General features: G+C 57.1%; 3 protein-coding genes. 2 read left to right on the forward strand and 1 reads right to left on the reverse strand.

The window, feature by feature from the left end; all coding sequences use genetic code 11:
- Positions 1-243: 243 nt before the first annotated feature.
- Entirely contained in the window at positions 244-1278 is a 1035-nt protein-coding gene (locus tag LAP85_29730) for a zinc-binding dehydrogenase (GenBank protein ID MBZ5500591.1), read from the forward strand.
- A gap of 244 nt (positions 1279-1522) precedes the next feature.
- Entirely contained in the window at positions 1523-3520 is a 1998-nt protein-coding gene (locus LAP85_29735; protein ID MBZ5500592.1) for a (Fe-S)-binding protein, read from the forward strand.
- A gap of 202 nt (positions 3521-3722) precedes the next feature.
- Here LAP85_29735 and tnpA read toward each other — a convergent pair whose 3' ends face one another.
- Complete coding sequence (gene tnpA / locus LAP85_29740) at positions 3723-4154, reverse strand: IS200/IS605 family transposase (GenBank protein ID MBZ5500593.1); 432 nt, start codon at positions 4152-4154, stop codon at positions 3723-3725.
- Between the last annotated feature and the right edge of the window lie 262 nt (positions 4155-4416).

Below are 4416 nucleotides of genomic sequence, written 5' to 3' on the forward strand. Positions count from 1 at the left end.
ACCAGGTCAGACTGCGTTTCGAGCTCGAAAGCATCACAGAGAATACGACCTTCGTCCATCGCAAGCCTTACGGGGCACAATAACATTTTCATGCACCTGGGTGCACCCCCGGTGCATGGGAGACTGCGTTGAGATTTTTGCGCCCGGAATAGCTCAAGATCTGGTATATGATTTGCCCGGTTGCAGCTCAGGGTGCTGCAGCTTTTGACGTGTGGGTTCCAAACTCGGCAAAGGAATAAATCTATGAAGGCAGTGCGCTTCTTCGAGCATGGCGGCACCGATCGGTTGCGCTACGAGGACGTAGCCGATCCCATTCCGGGCCCGGGAGAGATAGCTGTCAGGGTCAAGGCCTGCGCCCTCAATTATCTCGATCTCTGGGAACGCAAAGGCCTCCCCGGTGTCGCAATCCCGCTCCCGCATATTTCCGGCAGCGATGTCGCCGGCGTGGTCGAGAGTATCGGCCCGGGAGTGGCGCACGTGAAGCCGGGGACTAAGACACTCGTCAATCCCGGGTTGAGCTGCATGCACTGCGAGCCATGCTATCGCGGAAATGACAATCATTGCCGGAGCTACTCTGTTCTTGGATATGTCACCGATGGCGGTTATGCCGAACTCGTCAAGGTTCCTGCGGTAAACGCGCTGCCCTTCCCGGAGCCGATGCCCTTTGCGGAAGCGGCGGCGATTCCTCTTGTCTTCATGACCGCATGGCACATGCTGGTGACCCGGTGCGCCATTCGCGCCGGCGAGGACGTCCTGATTCTGGGCGCCGGAAGCGGAGTCGGGAGCGCAGCCATTCAAATCGCGAAGCTTTTCCATGCGCGCGTCATAACCACAGCGGGAAGCGAAGCCAAGCTCGAAAAGGCGCGCGCGCTCGGCGCCGACCATGTCATCCACCATGCGAAGCAGAAGCTCAGGGACGAGGTCCGCAGAATCACCGAGAAACGAGGCGCCGACATCGTGCTTGAGCATGTCGGGGCGGCAACCTGGGAAGAGAGCGTCAACTGCCTCGCCCACCACGGCCGTTTGGTGACCTGTGGCGCTACTACCGGTTTTGACGTCCGGCTCGACCTGCGTTATCTGTTTGCCAAGGAGCTGACTCTGATGGGCTCCTACATGGGCTCCAAGCACGAATTGCTTCAGGTGCTGAAACTTGTCCAGGCCGAGCTTCTGCACCCGGTCGTTTCCGAAATCCTTCCTCTGAAGGAAGCCGCTCGTGCCCAAGAGATCCTGGAACGACGCGAACACTTCGGCAAAGTAGTCTTGGTGACTGACTATTGATATTCATGAAATACAGTGACAGAAATAAAGATCCAAGCCCCGAAGGGCGGAAAGAGCATAGCTCCGGGCGTGAGCCCATAAGCGCTAAGATAGGAATGATTTTGCCAATAAACGTGGACTTGGACCTAAACCTGGACGTAGACGTGGACCTTTTGAGCGGAGACAAACTCTTGCACGCCCAGCCTTTATCAGGCTACGGGTCTATAATATCTGATCCTCAATAGGCGGAGATTGCAGAGAAAAAATGGCCCAATGGATTGTATTTGCCGTGGTTTTAACTGCAGCGCTGGCGTTTTTTGTTCATGGGAGTGTGCGCCTGGTGAGGTTTTTCTCGCTCGGTAAAAGGGATGACCGGTTCGATCGGATCGGGACGAGGATCAGGAACGTGCTGGTGATCGCCTTCGGCCAGACCAAGCTCCTGCGCGATCCGCTCGCCGGGCTGATGCATTTTTTTATTTTCTGGGGTTTCATCATCCTCCTGACCGCAGTTCTCGAGGCGATCATCGAAGGCTTCGTCCCCAGCTTTACCCTGCGCATGCTGGGTCCCGTGTTCCCACCGCTCGCCTTCCTGCAGGAGCTCATCGGCGCCCTGGTGGTCGTGGCATGCCTGGTAGCTCTCGTCCGCTGGTATTTCGTTCCGCCCAAGAGATATTTCGGCCGTGAAGTGTCGGGGCATGTGCGCATGGATGCCACCCTGATTCTCGGGTTGATCCTTATCATCATATTTTCGATGTTCGGAACCAACGCCTCACGCATGGCATCGTCCGGCCAGCTGAGCGAGGCCCGGTTCGTGTCGATTCGACTGGCACCGTTTTTTGCAGGGACTGCTGGGGAAACCTCGTATCAGCTTTTCTGGTGGGTTCACATCGTGGTCGTGCTGGGTTTCCTGAACTATCTTCCCCACTCCAAGCACCTGCATGTCTTGACCGCCGTCCCTAACGTTTTCTTCACTTCGCTCGAGCCGCCCGGCCGCCTGTCGAAGCTGAACCTTGAAGATGAAAACCTTGAGAAGTTCGGTGCCGATGACATTCGCGATCTGACCTGGAAGCAGCTTCTCGACGGCTTCACCTGTACCGATTGCGGCAGGTGCACGGCTGTATGCCCTGCGAACCATACGGGAAAGCTCCTGAGCCCGCGCAAGATCATCATGAACATCCGGGAGCGTACTTCCGAGATCGGTCCGATCCTGCTCGCCGGGACCGGGGAGGGTCATCCCGATTTGCTCGCGCATCGTCTCCTCAACCACTTCGTAACCGAACAGGAGCTTTGGGATTGCACGACCTGCAGGGCGTGTATGCAGGAATGCCCCGTCAATATCGAGCATGTCCCGGCCATCATGGAGATGCGCCGCTTCCTGGTCCTGACCGAATCGCGCTTCCCTGAAGAGCTCACAGGCACCTTTAAAAATCTCGAGACCAATTTCACACCCTGGGCCTTCAGCCACGAAACGCGCGCAGATTGGGCAAAGGGACTCGAGGTGAAAACCATGGCTGAAACGGGCGGCGCCGGTATCGACCTGCTCTACTGGGTGGGATGCGCCGGCGCGTACGATCAGAGGTATCAGAAGGTCAGCCGTGGCATGGTCAAGTTGTTAAACGCAGCTGGAATCAGGTTCGCCATCCTCGGGCTCGAGGAAAAATGCAATGGCGATCCGGCCCGCCGCGCCGGCAATGAGTATCTGGCGCAGATGCTCATCACCGAAAATGTCGAGACCATGAATCGCTACCGGGTCAAGAAAATCGTGGCGACCTGCCCGCACTGTTTCAACACGCTGAAGAATGAATATCCCCAGTTCGGAGGCAACTACGAAGTCGTGCACCACACGGAGTTGCTGCAGGAACTGATGCGCACCGGCCGTTTGAAGGTCGCGCACGAATCCGGGGAGAAGGTCACCTTCCACGATTCCTGCTACATCGGGCGCTACAACGGCATCTACGACCCGCCCAGAAACCTGCTCGGTGCTGCCGGTGATCAGGTTGTCGAAATGGCCCGGTCACGCGACCGGGGATTCTGCTGCGGCGCAGGCGGGGCCAGGATGTTCATGGAGGAGAAGGTGGGCAAGCGCGTCAACATCGAAAGGGCCGAGGAGGCTTTGAAGCTGAATCCGGGCACGATCGCAACCGCATGCCCTTTCTGTATGACCATGCTCACCGACGGCCTGAAAGCCAAGGACGCAGATGAGCGCGTCCATGTCCGCGATGTCGCCGAGGTCCTCGCAGATTCCCTATTGAACCTCAGATAGTATAGTGACTGCATCCCATAAGAAGAGTGCCGCCCTTTCAGGGCCTGATTTTCTCCTGCTCTCAACCCCGGGCTCACGCCCGAGGCCTGGGCTTTGTACATCCAAGACGGAGCCGAGGCCCGAAGGGCCGCCATTGAATAGGCCCGGCCGTAAGGCCGGGATACGGGCATAGCTCGAGAATCGAGCGCCGAAGGCGCGGCACTCAATCAAAAACATATCTCGGATCATATTCGATTCCGTGGCGATCAAGCAGATCGAGAAGCTCTTCCCGAAAATCCCGTCGCTTGTGATGCTCGTCCTGATTGCGAATATATTCAATGACGGCCTGCTCCAGGGAATTGCTGACGCTGAACGCCGCGTATCCCTCCTGCCACGAGAACCACTTCCAATTCGGGAAGGTCTGTCGAATCCATCGCGTGGAATTAGCCTTGAGTGCGTTCACCAAATCGGCAATGGAAATCGTCGACGGCATGGAGGTGTACAGATGGATGTGATCCGGCCGGCTGTTAGCCTCTATGAGCCTGGCATTCTTGAAGCGAGCAACGGAACCCATATAGGCATAAAGACGATGGCTCCATTGCGGATCGATGAGGCATTTCCTCCACTTGGTACTCCAAACAATATGGAGATTCACACAGAGATATTTCCCCGCCATATCCTATCTAACTGGATGGCACGCAAATTGGTCAGGAAAATCTCTGCGGGGGTGCCGCGCCTTTGGCGCTCATTCAGGACGTGCTCGCTGTCTCCCGGCCTGACGGCCGGGCCTACGAACTGGCGGCCCTTATAGTTGGTCTGCACCCGATTTTGGGTGCAGAGCATTCCCCAGCATTGTCCAGAGCCGGGAGTGCAATTTTTCGAGATGGTTCCTTGTTCCGTTGTTGAAGGGCGGACCG

The sequence above is a fragment of the Terriglobia bacterium genome (genome assembly GCA_020072565.1).
GTDB lineage: Bacteria > Acidobacteriota > UBA6911 > UBA6911 > UBA6911 > JAFNAG01.